Source organism: Bacillus tianshenii, assembly GCA_020524525.2.
In the GTDB taxonomy this organism is placed as follows: Bacteria; Bacillota; Bacilli; order Bacillales; family Bacillaceae_N; genus Bacillus_AV.
Genome location: CP129018.1, coordinates 3,037,316 through 3,059,813, shown reverse-complemented (window position 1 = coordinate 3,059,813; position 22,498 = coordinate 3,037,316). Strand labels below are relative to the sequence as shown.

General features: G+C 41.6%; 14 protein-coding genes. 12 read left to right on the top strand and 2 right to left on the bottom strand.

Annotation, left to right across the window (positions count from 1 at the left end):
- Window positions 1-127: 127 nt before the first annotated feature.
- Window positions 128-2,044, top strand: coding sequence for a S41 family peptidase (locus LC040_15405; protein ID WLR50634.1), 1,917 nt, complete (start codon window positions 128-130; stop codon window positions 2,042-2,044).
- 84 nt (window positions 2,045-2,128) lie between these two features.
- The gene (locus LC040_15400; protein WLR50633.1) at window positions 2,129-4,174 is read left to right on the top strand and encodes an S-layer homology domain-containing protein; all 2,046 of its coding nucleotides are present in this window, start codon (window positions 2,129-2,131) and stop codon (window positions 4,172-4,174) included.
- A gap of 62 nt (window positions 4,175-4,236) precedes the next feature.
- Here the strand turns inward: LC040_15400 and LC040_15395 are convergent, their stop codons facing one another.
- Window positions 4,237-4,713 carry a YwpF-like family protein gene (locus tag LC040_15395; GenBank protein WLR50632.1) on the bottom strand — a complete coding sequence of 159 codons (477 nt, stop codon included), beginning with the start codon at window positions 4,711-4,713 and terminating at the stop codon, window positions 4,237-4,239.
- A 159-nt stretch (window positions 4,714-4,872) separates the two neighbouring features.
- Here LC040_15395 and galU point away from each other — a divergent pair, with 159 nt between their 5' ends.
- From galU to LC040_15355, 8 genes are all read left to right on the top strand, one after another.
- The gene (gene galU / locus LC040_15390) at window positions 4,873-5,769 is read left to right on the top strand and encodes a UTP--glucose-1-phosphate uridylyltransferase GalU (GenBank protein WLR50631.1); all 897 of its coding nucleotides are present in this window, start codon (window positions 4,873-4,875) and stop codon (window positions 5,767-5,769) included.
- 215 nt (window positions 5,770-5,984) lie between these two features.
- Complete coding sequence (locus LC040_15385) at window positions 5,985-6,182, top strand: hypothetical protein (GenBank protein ID WLR50630.1); 198 nt, start codon at window positions 5,985-5,987, stop codon at window positions 6,180-6,182.
- 544 nt (window positions 6,183-6,726) lie between these two features.
- Window positions 6,727-7,611, top strand: a complete 885-nt coding sequence (locus LC040_15380; GenBank protein ID WLR50629.1) for a TetR/AcrR family transcriptional regulator — start codon at window positions 6,727-6,729, stop codon at window positions 7,609-7,611.
- Between the two features lie 44 nt (window positions 7,612-7,655).
- On the top strand, window positions 7,656-9,092 hold the full coding sequence (locus LC040_15375; protein ID WLR50628.1) for an efflux RND transporter periplasmic adaptor subunit: 1,437 nt from the start codon (window positions 7,656-7,658) through the stop codon (window positions 9,090-9,092).
- A 2-nt stretch (window positions 9,093-9,094) separates the two neighbouring features.
- A complete protein-coding gene (locus LC040_15370; GenBank protein ID WLR50627.1) occupies window positions 9,095-12,202 on the top strand; it encodes an efflux RND transporter permease subunit in 3,108 nt (1,035 codons plus the stop codon).
- Window positions 12,203-12,262: 60 nt separating this feature from the next.
- Complete coding sequence (locus LC040_15365; GenBank protein ID WLR50626.1) at window positions 12,263-13,531, top strand: TolC family protein; 1,269 nt, start codon at window positions 12,263-12,265, stop codon at window positions 13,529-13,531.
- A 212-nt stretch (window positions 13,532-13,743) separates the two neighbouring features.
- Window positions 13,744-14,976: an MFS transporter gene (locus LC040_15360; GenBank protein WLR50625.1), complete on the top strand. Its 1,233-nt coding sequence runs from the start codon at window positions 13,744-13,746 to the stop codon at window positions 14,974-14,976.
- Window positions 14,977-15,054: 78 nt separating this feature from the next.
- The gene (locus tag LC040_15355) at window positions 15,055-15,975 is read left to right on the top strand and encodes a C39 family peptidase (GenBank protein WLR50624.1); all 921 of its coding nucleotides are present in this window, start codon (window positions 15,055-15,057) and stop codon (window positions 15,973-15,975) included.
- Between the two features lie 52 nt (window positions 15,976-16,027).
- Here LC040_15355 and asnB read toward each other — a convergent pair whose 3' ends face one another.
- Window positions 16,028-17,917 carry an asparagine synthase (glutamine-hydrolyzing) gene (gene asnB, locus LC040_15350; GenBank protein ID WLR50623.1) on the bottom strand — a complete coding sequence of 630 codons (1,890 nt, stop codon included), beginning with the start codon at window positions 17,915-17,917 and terminating at the stop codon, window positions 16,028-16,030.
- A gap of 478 nt (window positions 17,918-18,395) precedes the next feature.
- Here asnB and LC040_15345 point away from each other — a divergent pair, with 478 nt between their 5' ends.
- Window positions 18,396-21,152 (top strand): S-layer homology domain-containing protein, encoded by a 2,757-nt coding sequence (locus tag LC040_15345; protein ID WLR50622.1) that lies wholly within the window; start codon window positions 18,396-18,398, stop codon window positions 21,150-21,152.
- A gap of 221 nt (window positions 21,153-21,373) precedes the next feature.
- Complete coding sequence (locus LC040_15340; GenBank protein ID WLR50621.1) at window positions 21,374-22,255, top strand: Rpn family recombination-promoting nuclease/putative transposase; 882 nt, start codon at window positions 21,374-21,376, stop codon at window positions 22,253-22,255.
- Window positions 22,256-22,498: the final 243 nt, after the last annotated feature.

Genomic DNA, 22,498 nt, shown 5'->3' with positions numbered 1-22,498 from the left:
TTCGCTCCTTACAAAAATTCTAAATATAGTATATCATGTAATATAAATATGAACAGAGTTGTCGTGAATTGTTATTATTTGACTGAATGGAGGAAGAAGTTCCGTGAATAGGTCCTTTAGGATAAAAATGTTATTTCAGGCCTTTGTCCTATTTCTTTTCATGTTTGGCACTGCTTCAGCAGCTGACATTGATGAGATACGAAGTCTGATAGAGGAAAACTATGTCGATGAGGTGTCAGAATCTGTCATTGATCAGACGGAAATTGATACGATTTTGCAAGGTTTGGACCCTTATTCAACCTACTTTACACAAGAAGAATACGAGCAGTTTCAAAGTTCGATTAACCGTAACTATACAGGGATAGGTGTTGTCGTCAGTGAAGCAGAGGAAGGGATTGCACTTGTTTCTCTATTTGATGAAAGTCCTGCAAAAGCTGCTGGCCTGCAATCAGGTGACATTATTATCGAAGCAGATGGTCATTCATTGAAAGGAAAGCCTGCCGAGAAAGCGACAATGCTTATTCAGGGCCTACCTGGAACAAAGGTGAACTTGAAAGTTTATCGTCCTTCTAGTGAAAAGACATTTGATGTACAAGTGAACCGAGCTGAAATCCATATGCCAGTGGTTGAAGTAGAGAAGTTGTCTGGCAATATCGGCTACATTGCTCTTTATAGCTTTAGTGAAAATGCTCCAGATAAAATGAAAGAAGCAATCCAGTCCTTACAAGGTGTGGACGGCTGGATTGTTGACTTACGTGATAATGGTGGCGGTTACTTGAAGAGTGCTCAGAAGGTAGCAGGTTTTTTTCCTGGTGTGAAAAACTCTTTAATCGTTGAAAGTCGGGACCGTCAGCAACTTACATACCCAAGTGAAGCTCAAACAATCCAATTAAGTAAGCCGGTTGCTTTGTTAATCAATCAGTCAAGTGCGAGCGCTTCCGAAATTGTTGCAGGCGCGGTTCAGGATTATGGTGCTGCAACGCTTTACGGACAAACAACGTATGGAAAAGGATTAGCGCAAACATTGTTTAATGTGGAAAGCGGCGGCATGCTTAAGCTGTCTGTTGCCCGCTTCTATACTCCTGAAGGAAATGTGATTCACGAAAAAGGAATTCAGCCTGATGTGAAGACGACAGAAGAACAAACATTGTTTGCTGCACACCAAGCTTTGCTGCTCGCAACAGAAGGGGATGTCGTACAGCAAGATTCTGCCAAGCGGCCACGTTATCCAGTGTTTACTCTTCAAGTGAAGAATCCCTATGATGTTGCAAAATTAATGGAACAAATTAAGCTGAATGAACTTGGTGGCGATCAGGTGCCATTGCACGTTCACCCTGTTTCGTTTACAACCTTTAAGATTAGCCCGCAACAAGCGCTTAAGAGTAATGGTTCCTATCTCCTTACAATCGGTTCTGGTGAAACGAAGCGTGTTCTTTCATTTACAACCGTTAAAGAACTTGGCAGACGGGACCTTTCTTATGTACCGTTTAATGATTTGAAACTATCAAATTACTTCACAGGCCCTGTAGCTGTATTGAAAAATCAAGGCGTTGTGAACGGATTAGGTGATGGCAGGTATGGTCCTTATCATTACTTAACGAGGCAGGATGCAGCAGTCATGTTTGCGCGTGCTTTGAATTTAGACACTGAAAATGTAAGCAACCCAGGGTTTGATGATGTGAAGAAAGGTTCCTACTACTATGGAGCGGTAGCAGCAATGAAGGAAACAGGTATTATTAAAGGCCGTTCAGAAGACCGATTTGGTACAAACGAAATTCTAACACGTGAAGAAATGGCGGCACTTATTGCGCGTGCTTTTCATTTTGAAAAAAGCGGAACAGATGCACCGTTTCTAGATGTAGCTCAGTCACAATTTAAGGATGATATCGTTACAATTTATCGTTTAGGAATAACGACAGGAAGTTCACCAACGACATTTTCACCAAACAAAGTTGTCACACGCGGTCAGTTTGCAACCTTCCTGTATCGTGCGATGGTAATTGATAAAGGAAGTGCCCCGTTCGAAATTAAAGAAGTTAATTAAACGTTTGTTTAATGCCGTCGCTTATCGTGCGGCGGCATTATCTAGTTAGTAGCATCAAAACTATAGAAAAAGAGGGTTGAAGAAATGAAAAAGATGCTTTCATCGATTATGACAGTGTTCATCATAACACTCATACCAAATGCAATAACCGTATCAGCGGCTGGTTCCTACGAGGAGCAAATTCAACAAGAGATGAAAGAACTTCATGAGTTAGGGATTGTGGAGAAAGATGATAACAGTAGTGCTTATTTAAATGAGCAGTTATCACGAGGAGAGTTTGCTTCAATGATTGCCCGCTCTCTCGTTTTGCCAGATGGAGATGCCTCTTTCTTTGATGTCCCAGAAACACACCCATACTACACAGACATAAACAAAGCAGCTTCAAGCGGCTTGATTAATGGCATTGGGCAAGGAAAGTTTGCCCCAGATCGAACGTTAACACGTGAGGAAATGGTGGCACTTGTCGACCGCTCGATTCGCTTACGAGGGTTAAATCGCGAAATTACACCTCTTCCATTTAAAGATAAAGATAAAATTCAGCTTCTATGGCCTGTGCAGCATTTGTATCAATGGAAGATTATAAACGGCTTTCCTGATAATACATTCCGCCCGCAAGATAATGTAACTCGTGTTCAAGCTGCTCATACAGTTTATCGAATGCTCGGTTTATTGAAGGAGCATGAGCTGGAGAAGCAGCGATTAGAAGAAGAGAAACAACAAAGAGAAAAAGAACAACGTGAAAAGGAAAGACGGGAACGAGAAAAACGAGAAAAGGAACAACGAGAACAAGAAAAGCGTGAAAAAGAACGACAACAACGTGAGGAACAAGAAAAAGAAGAAGCAAATAGACCAGAGCAGCCATCTGAACCTGACGAACAGCAAGAGGAAGAACAAGAAGAGCCTCGTTATCAGTATGACATTGCAGTTATAGAAGCTGGAAAAGATCTTAAGAAACTTGCCACATTCAAGACATATGGGGAAGCGAAGGAAGAGCTTGAACAAGATGAAGACCAGGTTATTCTCAACAATGGTGAAGTTTTCTGGATGAAGGGTGGCATGGCAGTTACGAAGCAATTCACAAGAATTTACAATGAAGATATGAAGCAATATATGAACTATGTTGCAGAGGGTACAGAGTTAACATTCTTAGAGGCAGATGAAGAGAAAGTAAAAATAAAATTAGTTGATAATGTCGGCTATGTGCGCCATGAAGATGTCGTATTAATTCCAGAAATGATGGTTGGGGAGAACCGTGCCTACTATAAAGTGCAAGGTGGAAAGCTGATCCATGTTATCTATCGACGAACTGGCTTTGAAAGCTATGTATATGGGAAAGCTCCATCATTTTTAAAAGAAGGTGAACAAGCGCGCAGTGAAGATGGCGTTCACTTTGAAGATGGTGTCTATTATCAATACTTTAACTTCCTGCCACTACGAACAGAAACGAGCTACAGTGCAGATGATTTAGATCGCTATGTCGAAGAAATGAAGCCAGGGTCACCTCTTATTGGATTAGGGGAAGCATTCAAGGAAGCAGAGGAAGAACATGGAGTGAATGCCCTCTATTTGCTTTCACATGCGATTCATGAAAGTGCTTGGGGTATGAGTCAAGTTGCACAACAAAAGCATAATCTATATGGCATTAAAGCAATTGATGCGGATCCACTAAAGTATGCAACAGGCTTTAAAGACTTTGATGAAGGCATAGATTATGCAGGCAACTATATTAAGACTCGCTATTTAACGCCTGGTTCTGTCTATGGCGGTGGCTTCCTCGGTAACAAGGGCGTTGGGATGAATGTGAACTATGCTTCTGACCCGTTCTGGGGTAAAAAAATTGCAGGTCATATGTTCCGAGCGGACAGCTTCCTCGGTGGGGATGACTATGGAGAATATGAATTAGCAGTTGTAACAGTTAGCGGCTTAAATGTTCGTGAAGAGCCTGATACAGATGCTGATGTTTTGTACACAATTGAACGAAAAGGCACAACAGTTGTTGTACTGGACGAAGAAGAGAACAGTGAAGGTACATGGTTCAAGATTATTCCTGATGACAATGATGAAGAAGAAGGCTATATTTATGCGGATGGGAAATTAGGGACATTTGCGAAACGGATAAACATTGAATAAGCAACAAACAAAACGAAAGCGCCTGTCTTAGACAGGCGCTTTCGTGCTCGCTATACTTATAGTTAGAGGTTCGATTTCATTTTTTCTACTTCTTTTTCAATTGCACCTTGATATGAGCGCCCTCTGTCTGTTTTAATACGTTTGAATTCTTGGAATAATTCTTGTCCTACAAGACCTTCTTCAATTAATTCTTGGAGAAGGAGTTCAGCTGCATCTTGCTTCTTAACAATCATTTTTGCATCAAGAAGGATTTCAAGATGGTCTTCAAAAGCCTTTAGCTTTCTTATTGTGGCAGAGAATGGAGCAGGTGTGTTTGACTCTTTTGTGATAACGGCTTCAATGACAAAAGGTTGTTCCAATGTTGCAAGGGATTCGAAAAATTCAGCAGATTCATTTGGGATGAGCCCTTCAACTAACCAGTTTTCTTGCTCGTCCTCTTTGTTAATGATTAAGCCGTCAGTCAGCGGTATCAACTCTCGCGAGAGGTTCGAATCCTCCATCCATATGACTGATAAACCTTTTAATTTGAACGTTTTCATATTGTCCTCCTCTTTCCAGTTTGCCAATCGTCTATGTTGGTATTATCTATTATAACAAATTTGTTGGCAGGATATAGGGATAGAGTTTGGAGAATAGAATATATAGGAGTCAGACCAGCAGCCGATATAGGGAATAGTGACGATTAAGGGGGATGTGTTGTGAAAGTAAGAAAAGCGATTATACCAGCAGCAGGCCTTGGCACACGCTTTCTTCCCGCTACGAAAGCACAGCCGAAAGAAATGCTGCCGATCGTTGATAAGCCAACGATTCAATATATTATTGAAGAAGCCGTGGCATCAGGGATTGAAGATATTCTAATTGTGAGCGGGAGAGGAAAAAGGGCGATTGAAGACCATTTTGACAAATCATATGAATTAGAAGAGACGTTGGCGAAGAAAGAGAAATGGGGACGTCTTAAAGAAGTGCAAGATATTTCTGAGCTTGCAAACATTCATTACATTCGTCAGAAGGAACCGAAAGGCTTAGGGCATGCGATTTGGTGTGCACGTAAATTCATTGGGAACGAACCATTTGCGGTTATGCTGGGGGATGATATTGTTCGTTCTGAGAAGCCTTGTCTTCAGCAATTAATGGATGTCTTTCAGCGCTTCCACTCCTCAGTTGTTGGTGTACAGCCTGTTTCTGAAGAGAATGTCTCAAAGTACGGGATTATTGCTCCAAAGGGCCAGCAGGTAGAAGAAGGTGTGTTTCATTTAGATTCGTTGGTTGAGAAACCGTCTAAAGAAGAAGCACCATCTAATTATGCGGTGATGGGCAGGTATATTCTGCGCCCAGAAGTCTTTCATATTCTAGAGTCGTTGCCACCTGGTGCTGGTGGTGAAATTCAATTAACGGATGCGATTAAGCTTCTGAATCAGCAGCAAGCTGTCATCGCCTATCACTTTTCAGGCAAGCGTTATGATGTAGGTGATAAATTTGGCTTTCTTCGTGCTACGCTTGATTTTGCTCTAGAGCGAGAAGACCTGCAAAGTGAATTGATGAATTATATGAAAGGTCTGTTGAAGGAAGCAGAAGTAATAAAAGAAAAAATGTAATCTGAAATCAGACAGTTCGCGCTGTCTGATTTTTTATTTTCATATGCTAAATTCGTAAATCTGGTTTTTATGGAGTACCAATTTGCTAAATTGCCCTTAGGCGAATTTGCCATTTTCGGGTGTGATGAGGAGGTGAATTTATCATTTCTGTCCTTTGCTTTATAACTGGAAACTCAGTATCTTTAAGTTAATAAATAGCTTAGGAGGTGAAGACAGTGAAGTTTGAAACTGAAAAAGGCGCTGCTGAGTTCAAAGTAATTAACCCTCCCCGGATGAATGAAATTGAACAGGTGGTCACTTTTTCAGAGCAAAACTCCCTACAAAGTCAATTAGATACATTATCACTACAAATGGTGCGGCTCCTCGAAAAACAATATGACCTAGAACGGCGTATCGCCAGCCCCTCAGATTAACTTCATGTTCTTGAATTGCCTCAAAGTGTCCTCGTTTCTTCTGCCTGCTTTTCCAATACGTTTTCAGTTTCCTCTACCTCCCTAAGGAAAGCGCACTCCTACTGCTTTCCTGCTGAAAGCGGAAAAGTGAGGACGAAGAAACCTTTTCCTCAAAAGTCTTTTGGAATAACTCTTACTACTCATTACAACCTCCCAGCTCCCGATCTCGGGGGCTTTTTTTTGGTGGAAAAGGGGCGGAGCTACGCTCACACCGCCTTAATTGAAGATTCAAGGGTGTTAATCGAGGAAGGGAAAAGGGGCGGAGCTACGCTCACACCGCCTTAATTGGAGTTTCGAAGGTGTTGGTCGAGGAAGGGAAAAGGGGCGGAGCTATGCTCACACCGCCTACTTTGAAGCTGATTTAAATGTTAATGATTTTGTAACACATTTTAGGTTGCATTTCATATTTTTATCCAGTAACATTTAGTTCGTACTGACTGACCGGCCATTTTGCTAAATGAAGGGTCAATATATAAAGACCGCAGGAAGAGATAGGGGTGTCTGGATGCATGAAAAGAAAAAGCGTATGATTGAAGTTGGCATGCGTTTATTTGCAAATAAAGGGTTTCACGCCACATCAATTCAGGAGATTGCAGATTTAAGTGATGTGTCAAAGGGAGCATTTTATCTTCATTTTAACTCTAAGGATGACCTAATTCTTTCAATCTATCAATATTATTATGAAATGATGAAGGAGAAGCTTGGTGAAGTAGAAGCAGAAGAGCATTTAACACCTAGGGAGAAGCTTGCTAAGCAAGTGAAGGTTCATTTCGAGGAATTCTTGATGCGGAAAGAATTTGTTGTGATGCATTTAAGAGAGAACTTTTCACTTAATGAAGAAATTGATGCTTTTATAAGCAAGATGAGGACAGAACAACAGGCATGGCTTGAGGGGTCGTTGCGCAGCATTTATGGCGATTCGATTGAGACATCGATTAAAGATGGTGCTGTTATTTTAGAGGGTTTGATTTCAGCTTACTTAAAGACATTAATTTTTGAAAATGTTACTTATCAATTCGATGAACTTGCCCAATTTCTTGTCCGTCGCTTAGATGATTTAATGAATGGTCTTGGCAAAGAAGAGGCACCTGGGCCTTTAACTGTAAAATATATGGAGTCTGATTTTCAGTCTGAGCGATTTCATCCTTATAAAAGAAAAGAAGCAAAGGATATTTTCACAGATATGAAAAGGAAAATTCGTGAGCTGGATTTGTCTGAAGCAAAAAAGGATGAACTGTTAACAAGTGTTCACTTAATGGTGGATGAGTTAGAGAAAGAGGTACCACAGAAGGTTGTCTTTCAAGGTATGCTTGCAAACTTAAAAGGCATTAAGGAATTAGAGCACTCTCGAGAAAAAGTGAGTAAGTTATTTGAGTTGCAACTTTTGTAGCTTTCAATCGTTACATATAAAGGGAATAGAAGGGAGTAAAAAAAGTGAAAAAGATACAGAATCGTTTCAAGAGCAGCTTATTGGTCATGACGGCAGTTGTTCTCGTGTTAGCAGGGTGTGGTGCTGAAAAAGCGAGCACAACAGCTGATGAGAATGTGAAAAAAGAAACACCTGTCAAAATAGCTGTAATTAAGAAAGGGAATTTGCAAACAGAAAATGAAATAGTCGGCCAGGCGAAAGCCGATACGCAGGTTGAGGTATATCCGAAAATAGCTGGAGAATTATTAAGCTTAAATGTAGCAAAAGGTGATTGGGTAAACAAAGGCCAAGTCATTGGAAAAGTCGAAGGCTCTGACTTACAACATCAATTAAAGCTACAACAAGTGGCACTTGACCAAGCTCGTACACAGCTTGAAACGGCTAAAATTGCGAAGAATAGAGCTGAAAATGGCTTAGAAAATGCAAAGCTATCACTGCGTCAAGCAGAGCTTAGCGTGAACCCTAATAAAGAAAAGAAAACAAAGGAGCAACAACAAGCTGAATTAAACAGCAATCCTGATGCGCAGCCGCAAGAAAAGTCGTATACACAGTCAGAAATTGATCTTGAAACATTAAAGATTCAATGGGAAGATGCGAAGCAAAATGCTGAGCGTATGAAAGAACTGTATGAAGAAGGCGCAGTGGCTTTAAAGGAATATGAACAAGCAGCAATCGCAGAAAAAACAGCTCGCCTTAAATACGAACAAGGCAAGCTTGGAGAGCAAAATAGCGAGGCGTCATACAACCAGGCAGAGCTTGGTGTGAAGAATGCGAAAGAAACACTTTCAGAAGCTCAAGTTGGGATGAAGCAGGCACAAATTAGCGTCGAACAAGCCCAAGTACAAATTGCTCAAGCGAAAGACCGCATTGATGATACAATTATTCGCGCAACTCAATCAGGTGAAGTAGTCCAAGTAGGCGCGAAGGCTGGGGATACGGTTACATCTCAAGCTCCTGTTGTCACAGTTGTGTCGCTTAACCCGATTGTGATTCAAGCAACGGTCAGTGCAGACCAATTAATGCTTTTCAAGAAGAATCAACAAATCCGAATTCAAATTCCATCAATCGATAAGGATTTTAACGGTAAAATTTCATATATTGCATCAGTTGCAAACGAAGCTGGTCTCTATGAAGTAGAAGCGACAGTACCAAACAGCGGCCAAGCGATTAAGCCGGGAATGGTAGCAAAATTCATTATTGATGAAGTGCTTGTGAAAGATACATTGCTTGTACCGACAGATGCAGTGATTGATAATGGTGCCGAGCAAATTGTCTTCACTATTAAGGACGGCAAGGCAGTTGCGAAGAAAGTTGAAGTGATTAAGACCCAAACAGATTGGACCGCAGTACGTGGGGAATTACAACCAAACGAACAAATAGTCATCAAAGGGCAGAACACCCTCGCAGACGGTAACCTAGTGAAGGTTATTAAGGAGGATTAACGTTGAAACTTGTTGATGTTTCCGTAAAACGTCCAGTTGGGGTAATTATGATCGTGCTTGCCGTCATTGCCCTTGGACTTGTTTCGTTAAGAGATTTAGCAGTTGATTTATATCCAGACGTTGATTTTCCGATTGCTGTTGTTGCGACAAGTTATCCTGGCGCAGCACCGGAAGAAGTTGAGAAGTTAATTAGTAAGCCGGTTGAATCCTCCGTCTCAGCAATTGAAGGTGTTGAAACGGTGCAATCTCGGTCACAGCCAAATTCATCACTTGTAATCTTGCAATTTTCAACTGGGACAGACTTAGATAACGCATTGATTGAAGTGCGTGAGAAGGTAGACCAAGTGAAAGGCGCTCTCCCAGAAGATGCAAATGACCCATCTGTTCTGCGCTTTGACCCTCAACAAATCCCAGTCATGTATATGGGGTTAACAGGGGATAAACCTGAGAAGCTTCAGCTTATTGCGGAAAACCAAGTACAGCCGTACTTAGAGCGTGCAGAAGGTGTTGCATCTGTTTCAATCGATGGTGGGAAAACAAGAGAAATTCAAGTCGAACTTGATTCAGGAAAGCTTGCCCAATATCGGTTAACGTCTTCACAAATTGTTCAAGCTATTGGCGCTGAGAATGTGTCCACTTCAGCAGGCGTTATTTCCAAAGGGAGCCAAGAGCTGCAAATTCGTGTTGAAGGGGAATTCGAATCGGTTGACGATATTCGCGATGCGATCATTCCATTGCCACAAGGTGGAGAAATAAAGCTTGAAGAGGTTGCTACGATCATTGATACATATAAAGATGTTCAAACAATCTCGAAAGTGAACGGGGAAGAATCGATTGTTCTTTCAGCGCTTAAGCAATCAGATGGCAATACAATTGAAGTTGCGGATGCGTTGCTTGAAGCGATGGATGAGATTAATGAAGACTTACCAGAAGGCGTCGAGCTTTCTGTCGTGTTTGATACGTCAACATTTATTCGTGATTCAATTAAATCAGTAACGACAAACATGATTGTTGGTGGTGCATTAGCCGTCTTCGTCTTGTTCTTGTTCTTACGAAGTATCCGCGCAACGCTTGTTGTCGGAATGTCAATCCCAATTGCGATTATCGCTACATTTACGTTGATGTATTTTACAGGTGAGACAGTTAATATCCTGACGATGGGTGGATTGGCGTTAGGAATTGGGATGATGGTCGACAGCTCGATCGTTATTCTCGAGAATGTCTTTAGTTACAGGCAAGACGGCGCTTCGATTAAGGAAGCGGCAATGAAAGGTGCTTCAGAATTGGCATCAGCAGTTATCGCTTCTACGACGACAAGCTTAGTCGTATTCTTGCCAATCGTGTTCGTTGATGGAATTGCCTCTGAGCTATTTACGCCATTGGCATTGACTGTTTCTTTTTCATTGATTGCTTCACTCGTTGTTTCGTTAACATTAATACCGATGTTATCGTCGCAGCTTTTGCGGAAGCCGATTAAGGCAGAGAAGGAACAGAAAGGTTGGTTTGTCCGCATATTTGGTAAAATCAACAAAGTCTATGAGCGATTGTTGAACTGGGTGCTCGGGCATCGTAAAACAACGATTCTCGTTACAGTACTAGCAGTTGTCGGAAGCTTTGCCGTTGCTCCGCAAATTGGTACGGAATTTATTCCAGCTTCTGACCAAGGACAGGTACAAATTGATTTGGAAACACCGTCAGGCTCTAAGATTGAAACGACGGAAGCAGTTGCAGCCCAGATTACCCAAGAGATGGAGTCTTATGAGAAGGTTATTCAAACAAGCTATCTTTCAATCGCAACGGATGTGAACACAGGGCTTTCAGCTAGCGCAAATAAAGGAAGCTTCCAAATCTTATTGGTTGACCCTGAGCAGCGAGAAATGACAACACAGCAATTTGTAAGTGAAATGAAAGAGCGTGTCGCAGATATTCCAGGAGCAGAAATTACGGTTTCTGAAATGGAAGCTGGGCTTGGCACAGGAGATCCGATTTCAATTAATCTTCGTGGTCCAGAGCAAGAAGTGTTAACAGAAATCGGTGACCAAGTTGTGTGGTTGCTAGAGGATATTAAAGGGGTCCAAAACCCAGAAAGCTCTGCTTCTGAAGGCAGACCAGAAATTAACGTAACAGTGAATCGTGAAATTGCTTCGAAATTTGGTCTCACGTATCAACAAATTATGAGTGAGGTTGAACTAGCCTTTAACGGTAAAATCGCAACTCTCTATCGAGAGGGCGGCGATGAGTTTAATGTACGTGTCCTACTTCCAGAAGAGGAGCGTTCAGCCATTAGTGATTTAGAACAATTAAAGATTCGTACACAAAACGGGACGATGATTCCACTTTCAGCAGTTGCAGAATTAGAGCAAATCAAAGGTCCAGCGCAAATTAACCGCGAAAATCAGCAGCGTCAAGTACAAGTGACAGCTGGTGTAGAGGGGCGAGATTTAGGAAGTGTCACAGCGGAAGTGAAACGTGCGCTTGAAGGCATGAACTTTCCTGATGGCTATGACTATCAAATTGGTGGTCAATCAGAAGATATGCAAGAATCTTTCCAGAATCTTGCGTTAGCATTGATTTTCTCAATCTTCCTTGTATATACGGTAATGGCAGTTCAGTTTGAATCATTTGTCTATCCGTTTATTATTATGTTCTCCATGCCGACGATGCTTGTCGGGGTATTAGTAGGGCTGTTCGTGTCAGGTCAGCCGTTTAGTATTCCAGCATTTATCGGGATTATTATGCTCGCCGGTATCGTTGTAAATAACGCGATTGTGTTAGTGGATTACATTAATATTCTACGTGAGCGAGGATTCGACCGGGCTGAAGCGATTTTAAAAGCAGGTCCGAGCCGTTTACGACCGATTCTAATGACTGTGTTAACGACCGTACTAGGGATGGTACCGCTTGCGTTAGGATTTGGAGAAGGCGGAGAGTCGCAAATTCCACTTGCCGTTGTAATCATCTTTGGATTAACAACCTCAACTTTCTTTACACTGTTGTTAATTCCAGTGATGTACACATATGTCGATGATACCGCACGTTGGTTCAAAGGATTATTTACAAAGCGTCGTAAAAAGAAGCAAGCGAAAAATAATGATTTACCAGTTAATTAAGAGCAAGGCTATCGTGCCTTGCTTCCCCTTAAGAGGGGGCAATTAAGAAAGGTGGATACCATGAAGAAACGAACAGCAGTTGGATTATTAGCAGCGGCAATGCTTATTCCTGTGTCATCGTCTTTGTCAACAGCAGATGAGGTGCAAACCTACAATGTTGAAAGTGCTGTCCAAAAAATCAAAACACAAGACTATAATACACAGATTACAGCAGGAAATGAGACAGAGCTTTCTTCGAAAACAAAGCAGTTTCAATCAAACTTTTCAGATGAGCTTGAAGAGCTACAAGCGAAAAGTAATGACTACCAAGATATTCAAACAAAACTTCAAGCCGAAATGTCAGCTTATGATGACCTTTATAACTACTGGATGTTAAATGAAAGCTTAAAAGTGAAGAAGCAAAACGTAGAGTTAGCTGATAGTGAATATAACATTACCTTCAGTAAACGTAAGCGTGGAATTGTAAGTGAAATGGATTTAATTCAGGCCGAGATGAAAGTGAACAATGCCAAAGCAGAAGTAGAAGGCATGCAGGACGATCTGAAGACAATGAAATATAAGCTGAATCAAAGCTTGAAAAATTCAATTACAAAAGAAATGCAAGTTCGCGTTCCGGAATTCTCCCTTCTTAATCAAGGAGAATACTTACCGAGCAAAACAACAGAAAAAGTTCTAAAAGAACATGATTCCTTAATTCCGCTTAATACAGCAGTGGCAACCTACGAGGAAATTATTGATGATGCAGAAAACTTAAAGGTACCTGGCGAAGACCAATATGAAAAACAAATTGACGCAGCGGAAAAAGCTGTTCAACAAACAGAAGCAGCACTACAGCAAGCGAAGGCAAGTCCAACGCCTGACCCGGCGCTTATTCAAGAACTAACTCAAAAGCTTGGTTCTGCCCAAGCACAGCTAGCAATGGCTGAAGACCAATATGATGAGGCGAAAAGTGGCCGCAGTAAAGCAGAAGACGAGCTTCAAGACTATTATTCTGAAGAATTAGATGAAGCAGAAGTGAAGCTGCTTCAACAGAAAGACCGCCTAGAGCTACTAAGCTACCGTTATGCTGCTCAATTTGATAGCATGCATGAAGAATTAAAGCTATATAAAGAAAATTTGAAGATTGCTGAAGAGTTATATGAAGGAACGAAGAAAACGTATGACAAAGGCTTAATTACTTTAACAGATGTTGAGCAAGTACGTTTGCAGGTTCAGCAAGCACGTTTACAAATCTTAAACAAACAAAAAGAATATGCCGTTCTGAAAGAGGAATTCCGTTTATTTAAAGAAGGCTACATGCCTGGTGCATCAGGCGGAGCTCCTCAATAATCAAAGGAAAGCTGACGTATGAATTGCGTCAGCTTTTTTGCTGTAATGAAAGGTAAGGAACAGTATGCTATTATGCTAAAAAACTTTAATTGATTGTTGTTTTTGTGTGAAATTGGCTGGATTAGGGAATTATCCTTGAATTCCTATTCATTTAGGTTGAAAATAAGGATAATATTTTTCGAAAATTTGAACATTGAAGGAAGTGAAAGACGATGGTACAAGGGGTGGCTACTACTGAGAAGTATACACCGCGTGACCGAAAATTTTGGATGGCGCTTTCTGCACTAGGAGTCGCTTCTATTTTGACATTTTCAAATTTATATATGGTACATCCGATTTTGCCGGCTTTTGTTAAGGAGTTTCATATTTCACCGACAACGGCTAGTTTATCACTGTCATTATCCGTATTATCGATGATTTGTGGATTATTGTATTTTGGCTTTTTATCTGATCGGAGCGGCAGGGTAGGTTTAATGAAGGTGACATTGCTGCTCTCAATTCTTCCGTTATTTATTATTCCATTTTTATCGTCATTTTGGCTTATTCTTGTTTTTCGATTTATCCAAGGGTTTTTCATTGCAGGTCTGCCTGCTGCTGCGATTGCTTATATTGGGGAAGAGTTTGAGCGACGCAGTGTTGGGATTGGTATCACCGTTTATATTGCTACCAATGCGATTGGTGGTATGGGCGGCAGGGTGCTTGTCGGATTTGTATCTGATTATACGTCATGGCAGACTTCTATTCTTGTATTGGCTGGGATTGGCTTGGTGTTTTATTTGTTATTTTATTTTCAATTGCCGCCGTCTCGTGGCTTTGAACCGAGCACAGCTAGTATGAAGGATGACCTTACAGGAATGTTTGTTCATTTAACAAATCCATTGCTAATCCCGGCATTTCTACTTGGTATCACGCTTCAAACATCATTTACTGGAATCTGGACATACTTACCCTTTTACTTAGGAGAGCCGCCATTTTCATTGTCGATAAAGGAAATTTCCCTTACATATCTTGCGTATTCCATGGGGGTTATTGGCTCACCGATTGCTGGAAGGCTTACTGATCGCATTGGCCACAATACATTTATTATGTCTGGGGCGATTATTTTAATAGTTGGCTCAGCGTTGACAATGGTGCCTTCTGTTTTCGTTATTTCAGTTGGTTTGTGTGTATTATGTCTTGGTTTCTTTATTGCTCATTCCATGGCAGCGGCACTTGTGAACATGCGGGCAGAGCATCATAAGGGCGGCGCATCATCGCTTTATTTGGTCAGCTATTATATTGGTGTTGCATCTGGTGGTACAGTTACAGGCTTTATTTGGGACGGATTCGGCTGGATTGGGATTGCATGTGTGGCTGTTCTATTGCTACCAATTATCTATTGGCTGAATGCATATCGAAAAGCTGAAAAATTAAAGCAAAAAGTGAATGCGCCGAATATGAATTAACGCAAAATAATAGAGTCATCGCTGATTTGTTGGTAAAATGTGCATATAAAAGCTTTAAAATGAAAGGCGAGCACAGCCATGACAATTATTTTGCTTATTATTACAGCGCTTATGTCACTTTCGGCGCTTTTGGTTATATTAAAGGGACAGTTAGACAAGCGGTTACGGAAGGTTGCTAGTGTGTATGCTGGTTTGTTCGGCGCGTTATTTATCGGAATTGGTGTGACACATGCCATTAAACAAGACTGGTTTGAACGGCTTTCATTACCTGTGGTGAACGAGGAGCAAGAGCTTGAAGAGGGGATTTTTGCTGGAGAGGGCTATGAAGGTGTGTATGAAGTTTCGAGCGAGATTGAACGCCTGTATGGTAAGGAAATTAAGCCTGAAGACTTGCCTGAAAGTGTTAAGTTTGAAGCACCGCTCATTCAGCAATACCCAGAGCTTCCGCGTGGTTGTGAAGTAACAAGCTTAGCAATGATGCTGCAGCATGCTGGGGTAGATGTGACCAAGACGAGACTTGCGAAGCAAGTGAAGAAGGATGCAACGCCGTTTAAAGTTCAAAATGGTGAAGTATATTTTGGTAATCCCAATAATGGATTTGTAGGGGATATGTATAGTCGTGACAATCCTGGCTACGGTGTCTATCATAAGCCAATCTATGAGCTTGCACAGCAGTATTTGCCCAATCAAGTGCGGAATTTAACGGGAGGTAGTTTTACAGAGGTCCTCTATCATGTTAGTCGACGCCGGCCTGTATGGGTGATTACGAACACGTCCTATCAACCACTTCCACAATCAAGCTTTCAGAAATGGAAAACACCTGACGGCCCAATCAAAATAACGTTCAAAGAGCATTCTGTCATTATCACCGGCTATGACAGCAAATATATTTATTTTAACGACCCGCTTCACCCTAAGAAAAATAATAAAGCGCCTCGAAAAGAGTTCAAGCAAGCTTGGGAACAAATGGGCAAGCAGGCAATTACCTATATACCATAAGAAAGAGCGTACCCACTATGGATACGCTCTTTTTCTATTTGTGTAGACGTTCTTATTGCTTTACTTCTTCGCGAGATGTTTCAGGGGTGAAGAATGAATGTTTCTTCTCGATATAGACTTGATGCCATAGCATGAACATGAGAGCTGTCCAAATTTTACGGCTGTAATCGTATTTGTCTTGGCAATGGTCTTCGAGTAGTTTAAGGATGACTGATTTTTCAATTAGGTGATCTGTATTGCTTTCTTTGATCAGGTTTACTGCCCAGTCATGCAGCTCATTTTTCAGCCAGTGACGAATTGGTACTGGAAAGCCGAGTTTTTTGCGGTTAATGACGTGTTCTGGAATAATCTCAGCCATCGCTTCGCGTAAAATATACTTTGTTGTGTTATTGGCGATTTTCAATTCTGGTGCAAGCTTAGAAGCTGTGTTGAACACTTCCTTGTCCAGGAATGGAACACGCAGCTCTAGTGAATGGGCCATTGTCATTTTATCTGCTTTCAATAAAATGTCGCCGCGCATCCACGTATGAATATCGATAAATTGCATTTTATTCACATCATCATATTGCTTAATTTGCTGATAGAACGGTGCAGTGACTGTTTGGTAGTGTGCATTTGGGTTGTATGCTTTCATTAAGCTGCGCTTTTCGTTCTCTAAGAACATCTTTGCATTTCCGACATAGCGTTCCTCGATCTTTGAACAACCGCGCTCGATGAAGCTCTTTCCTTTAACGCCTTCAGGTAACTGCTGAGCTACCGCTTTCAACAATTTCTTCCCTGGTTCAGGCAAGTACGAGAACATCTTTAATGAATAAGGCTCACGGTAAATGTTATAGCCGCCGAACAATTCATCTGCCCCTTCACCTGAGAGAACAACTTTCACATGCTTGCTTGCTTCACGTGCTACGAAATAGAGCGGTACAGCTGCTGGGTCAGCGAGCGGGTCATCCATATGCCACATAATCTTCGGAAGCTCTTGAATATATTCCTCAGGTGTCACAACATATTGAATGTTCTCAACGCCAAGCTTATCCGCTGTTTCCTTTGCCACATCTACTTCACTGAAGCCTTCACGTTCAAAGCCGACAGAGAATGTCTTAATGCCAGGGTGGAATTCCTTTGCAATGGAAGCGATCGCAGTTGAATCAATGCCACCTGAAAGGAATGAGCCGACCGGCACATCACTACGCATATGTACATTTACAGAATCGTACATGACGTCTTTGATTTCTTTAATCGCTTCTTGTTTTGACAAGTTTACTGGTTTGAACGTTGCTTGCCAATATTTCTGAATGGTCATTGGCTCGTCGATTTTCTTATGAATAAAGTGACCTGGTGTAAGCTTGCGAATGTTTTTTGACAAGCTTAGTGGGTCTGGTACGTATTGATACGTAAAATAATGCTGCAATGCTTCTGGGTTCACTTCATCCTCGTCCATAGCTGTCAGAATGCTTTTCTTTTCTGATCCGAAGAAAAGCTTGTCATCCTTCTCCATGTAGAAAAACGGCTTAATGCCGAACGGGTCACGAGCAGCGAAAATTTCCTTTTGCTGTTTGTCCCAAATGACGAAACCGAACATGCCGCGCAGCTTCTTCACTGCTTCCCGGCCTTCTTCAGCATACAGGGCAAGAATCGTTTCTGTATCAGAATCTGTTGCGAACGTATGACCTTTCGCTTCTAATTCCTTTCGAAGCTCAACATAGTTATAGATTTCACCGTTAAATGTAATCCAATAGCGTTGGTTTTCATATGACAGTGGCTGATGACCGCCTTCTAAGTCGATGATGCTTAAGCGGCGGAAGCCCATTTGGATATGCTCATCCTCATAGTAGCCTTCATCATCAGGACCACGATGCGTAATAATGTTTGTCATATTCATAAACGTATTTATCGGTAACGGTTGTCCCGGTTTATTCGATAGTACTCCTACAAATCCACACATATTTGCAAATCCCCTTTACTCTATATACTTCGCAATTGGAAGGATTTTATGCACATAATTGATACTGCTTTAGGTTAAGAGGCGGTATTTCTTTCATGCACATTCATACTCAATTGTATCGTATATTCTGCAAAAGGTTTATAGGTAATGATAAAGATTTTTTCAGTCTAAATGGTATTCTAGCAATATTTTTAATAAAAACCCGTCAGTGAATGTTACGCCATGTTTACATTTTTGTTTCTCCCATCCTCTGTAATTATTAATCAAACGTTTAATTAACCGTTGAAAATGCTGAATTATCAAGGTTTGTAGCTTTGTAATATTTTGACGTCTTATCACTTATGGATCTTATTCCCTATTAAACAACCAATCATTGGCATGGTAAACTTATTTTGTTGTGGAAAGGAAACTATTTATTAGAAAGAAACGTAGTCATTTCCAGATAGAATAGTAGTTTTTAGAAAAGGGAGAGGAAAGTATGGCAAGAAAGTTGTCGGCGTTTTTCATTGCATTGACTTTAGTGATGTCGGTGCTGGGTGTTGAAACTGCCCTAGCAAGTCCGCTTTCATATAAGGTCTCTGAAAGCAAAACAAAAGTTTCGCCAGGTGTTGCGCATGTGGAGTCAATATACAAAGGTGATAACTTAAGAAACAGTGTACATATGCTGGATGTGAATTTGGCAGACCCAACGACTACACTTGAAGTTGGGGTTCCAACACCTTTTAACAGTCTTAAAAGGGTAACAGACCAAGCAAAAGCAAATAGCTTAGATGGTCATCATGTTGTTGGAGCAACGAATGCAGGCTTTTTCGACCCGAAAACAAAGCTGCCAATCAGCCTGTTTGTGAAAGATAACAAGGTTTATAACTTTGGGTTAAATGGACTTTCAACAGACAGCCCGCTTAATTCACAAGTAGCCTTTGGTGTAAATCAAGCTGGAAAGGCAAAAATTGAGCATTTCAAGTATTCAATACATATGGAAACAGATGATGTGGATGTGACGACACACCGCATTAATGAACCACGTAATGAAGAAGAAATGGTCGTCTTCACCCGCCCATATAAGCGTTCTTGGGCAAATCATTGGGGCACAGAATTTGTCTTAACCAATTTAGAACCAAAGCTTGAAGATATTGAAGCAGGTCAGCCTGTTACAGCGACGGTAAGCAACCTTACTGGAATTGGGGATTATCCATCAAGCGCTGTGCCGGAAGACGGATTAATCGTTTCAGCGCATGGGAAAGAGTGGGCTGAAAAGTTAAAAGGCCTTGAAAATGGAGATGAAATGACAATCACGTTTAACTTAAACCCAACGTGGCAGGATGCAAAATACGTGATTGGAACAGGCCCATTGTTAGTTGATAATGGCCAAGTATCGATTTCGATGAATCAAGGTGATTACTTTGCAAGCGGTCGTGCGCCGCGTACAGCAATTGCTGTTGATAAGAGTGGAGAGCGTGTTTTTGTCGTCACGGTTGACGGTCGTCAATCAGGTTACAGTGACGGGGTGAACATGCGTGACTTAGCACAATACTTGATTAGTCAAGGTGCGTATCGTGCAATTAACTTAGATGGCGGTGGTTCTACTGCGATGGCAGTACGTGAGCTAGGTCAGTTCGTTCCAACGCTGCAAAATCGCCCGTCAGATGGATTTGAACGCTCTGTTTCCACAACATTACTAGCAGTTAGTAACACGAGAACAGGCGAAGCAAAGCAAATGAAGCTTTCCAAGCAAGAAGGGAAAGTGTTTATCGGCACAAGGCTCCCTGTTCATGTGAAATACGCGCTTGACCAATATTTGAACCCTGTTTCTGTGAATGAAGGAAATATTGCGTGGAGTACAAGCAACGACCAAGTTGGTGAAATGGATGGCGACACATTTGTTGCCAAGAAAGCTGGACAAGCTACGATTACAGCAAACTACCAATCAAGTACAGCACAAGTTCCAGTAACAGTCGTTGATCGATTTAAAGAATTGAAAGTTTCACCGCAGTCATTGCGAATTGGAACAAGTCAAACAGCAACATTTACTGCGAAACCATTAACAGATGACGGTGACCCGATTATCTTTGATAATTCAGCTGTAAAATGGCGTGTTGAAGGAAATATCGGAACAATCTCAAGCAATGGTGTTTTCACAGCGAATTCTACTGTTGGTGAAGGGAAAGTGATCGCAACAGCAGGTGCAATGTCTGTTTCCGTACCTGTAAAAGTCGGCCTTGAGCCTGAAGTGTTCGAACACTTCAATTCAATCAGTAATTGGTCCAGCGCTTCAGCGAGAGCCAATACTGAAATAACAGGTAGTAAAGCACCTAGCCCTGTGTATGAAGGAAGCGGTGCACTTCGCATAAAGTATGACTTCACAACAAAAGAAGAAGGTATTAAAGCCTCTTATGCTGTTGCTAAGAATAAAATTACGATTCCAGGTAAACCTTTAGAGCTTGGAGCTTGGGTTTACGGTGATGGTGGCGGCCATTGGCTTCGCGCAAAAATCATCGATGGCACAGGTAAAGAGCATACAATCAGCTTTACTGAAGAAGGGGAATTTGATTGGAAGGGCTGGAAGTACGTAACGGCCAAGCTTCCAAGCGGATTTGCGGCACCGATTAAATTTGACCGCATTTATGTAGCTGAAGCAATTGCTGATAATCAAAACAGCGGAACGGTCTACGTTGATAAGCTTCAAGCTGTTTATAACCCGAACCATACGGAGCCGCGCTTTAAAGATATGACAAGCAAGCATTGGGCATATGGCGCGATTGTAGAGTTAACAGATGACAGCATCATTACAGGGTTTCCTGATGCAACGTTCAAGCCGGAAGCTTCATTAACACGTGCACAAGCAGCGATTATGATTGCTCGTGACTTGAGCTTACCGCTTTCAAGCGTGGCAGACCCAGGCTTTAAGGACCTAGAGCGTGACCATTATGCATATCGTGCTGTAGCAGCGGTTGCGGAAGAAGGCATTATTCGCGGAATGACGGAAGAGACATTTGCTCCAGATGAGCCGTTAACACGCGCACAAATGGCAGCTATTCTTAAGCGAGCTTATGAACTAAGCGGTACTGGGAACAAAGCATTTAACGATTTAAATAAAACACATTGGGCATATGAAGCCATTCAAACGCTAGCGGAAAACGACATTACTGGCGGTTATCCTGATGGCTCGTATCGTCCAGAAAAAGCAACAACACGCGCTGAGTTTGCCGCATTCCTCATTCGTGTAACAAAATAGTCGAACCAATCGTCCGATACGATGTTATCGGGCGATTTTTTGATTTTTGCAAATGTGTGCTTTGTATGTGTATTTATATTCTGAGAAAGAGGGTTTTAGTTGCCTTTATAGAAGAAAGTAAGTACCCCTTTTATTTCCACATCTACGCTTCATTTCACTTCCTTCAGAAGCGATGATTTTCCCGAATTTGTTGTATAATAAGAGAAAGGAGAAGTTGTTTATTGACAACTGTATATCAAGATCATGACCGTTGGTTTAAGGAACTGTTAGGCACGTTTTTTGAAGAGTTCTTCGCTGCGTTCTTTCCGCATGTGTCAGAGGCCGTTGACTTTGAAGCGACCACATTTCTGTCGGAGGAATTGTTTACGGACATACTAGAAGGAGAAAAGCGCCGTGTAGACTTATTAGCAAAGGTGCGCCTGCGTCAGGATGAGGCAATTGTCATTATCCACGTTGAGCCGCAAAGCTATAAGCAGGAGGCCTTTAATGAGCGGATGTTTGTGTATTTCAGCCGTTTGTACGAAAAGCACCGCAAGCCGATTCTGCCTGTTGCTGTATTTAGCTATGACGAAAACTATGAAGAGCGGGATACGTTTGAAGTCACCTTTCCATTTAAAGAGGTGCTGCGCTTTGCCTTTGACAAGCTCGAGCTGCGAAAGCTTAATTGGCGTGACTACTTGAAAGCCCCAAACCCAGCCGCGGCGGCATTGCTTAGTAAAATGAACTACAGTAAGGCTGAACGCGTCCAAGTAAAGAAAGAATTCCTGCGCATGCTTGTTAAAATGGAGCTAGATGACGCAAGAATGACCCTCATTACAGGCTTTTTCGAGCGATATTTGAAGCTCAATCCACAAGAAGAAACCGAGCTTCGAGCCGAAATCACCACCTTACCCGAAGAAGAGGAGGAAGCTGTTATGAAGATTGAGACATCTTGGCATAAGAAAGGAAGAGAGGAAGGATTGCAGGAAGGAAAGCAAGAAGGGCTGCGAGAAGGAATACAGGCAGTAGCGCGGAAGATGTTGCAAAAGGGTTTGACAATAGAAGAAATTAAGGAATTTATTGATCTGCCAGAAGAAGAAATTAAGAAGCTTAAGGGGGAGTAACGCTTAACCGCTAAGAAACAATTAAAAAATTGAAATAAGAGGGGAGACGCTTGGGCGATAGTGAAGCTCAAGCGTTTTTTTTTTTTTGTAAATATGCACCATTTTCTCCCCGGAGTTTCAGCTCCTCACGTTCGAAGGAAACCGATCACCATTTTTATTACAAAAAATTTCTAGCAAGTTTCCTTGAATCTCTGATAAAATGAACAGTTAGGGACAATTATGAAAGAGCTATGACGAAAGATA

What these genes read in the sequence shown, in the direction of transcription:
- LC040_15400 (WLR50633.1), top strand. Translation starts at nt 2,129, where the DNA reads ATGAAAAAGATGCTTTCATCGATTATGACAGTGTTCATCATAACACTC.
- LC040_15365 (WLR50626.1), top strand. Translation starts at nt 12,263, where the DNA reads ATGAAGAAACGAACAGCAGTTGGATTATTAGCAGCGGCAATGCTTATT.
- LC040_15355 (WLR50624.1), top strand. Translation starts at nt 15,055, where the DNA reads ATGACAATTATTTTGCTTATTATTACAGCGCTTATGTCACTTTCGGCG.
- LC040_15360 (WLR50625.1), top strand. Translation starts at nt 13,744, where the DNA reads ATGGTACAAGGGGTGGCTACTACTGAGAAGTATACACCGCGTGACCGA.
- asnB (WLR50623.1), bottom strand. Translation starts at nt 17,917, where the DNA reads ATGTGTGGATTTGTAGGAGTACTATCGAATAAACCGGGACAACCGTTA.
- LC040_15395 (WLR50632.1), bottom strand. Translation starts at nt 4,713, where the DNA reads ATGAAAACGTTCAAATTAAAAGGTTTATCAGTCATATGGATGGAGGAT.
- LC040_15345 (WLR50622.1), top strand. Translation starts at nt 18,396, where the DNA reads ATGGCAAGAAAGTTGTCGGCGTTTTTCATTGCATTGACTTTAGTGATG.
- LC040_15405 (WLR50634.1), top strand. Translation starts at nt 128, where the DNA reads ATGTTATTTCAGGCCTTTGTCCTATTTCTTTTCATGTTTGGCACTGCT.
- LC040_15380 (WLR50629.1), top strand. Translation starts at nt 6,727, where the DNA reads ATGCATGAAAAGAAAAAGCGTATGATTGAAGTTGGCATGCGTTTATTT.